Annotated in this window: 1 protein-coding gene; it reads left to right on the top strand. The window is 44.7% G+C overall.

The window, feature by feature from the left end; all coding sequences use genetic code 11:
* On the top strand, nucleotides 1–291 hold a 291-nt coding region (locus HC176_RS19855), incomplete at both ends, for a hypothetical protein (protein ID WP_209309840.1).

Below are 291 nucleotides of genomic sequence, written 5' to 3'. Positions count from 1 at the left end.
CGTGGAGGAACCTGGAGTTCAGGAGATGGAACTTTTGACCCTGCTACTGATGAAGCAGGTACTTTTACTTATACTGTAGGTTATGAAACCTGTATGGATTCTGCTACCGTTACTGTCATTGTTAATGATCCTACAGATCCTACTGATCCGACAGACCCAACTGATCCGGGAACAGCAACCCCCGGGTACACCATAGTTTGTGAAGCCGATGTGCAAACATTCTTCCCTAGTGTAGACGAAATAAGAAAATTTTATCTAAGACTTCTTCCAACGGGAGTAGCCACTAATGGC

The sequence above is a fragment of the Tamlana crocina genome (assembly GCF_012037625.1).
Note: the sequence above shows the minus strand (reverse complement) of the source record. Positions and strands in the feature narration are given on the sequence as shown.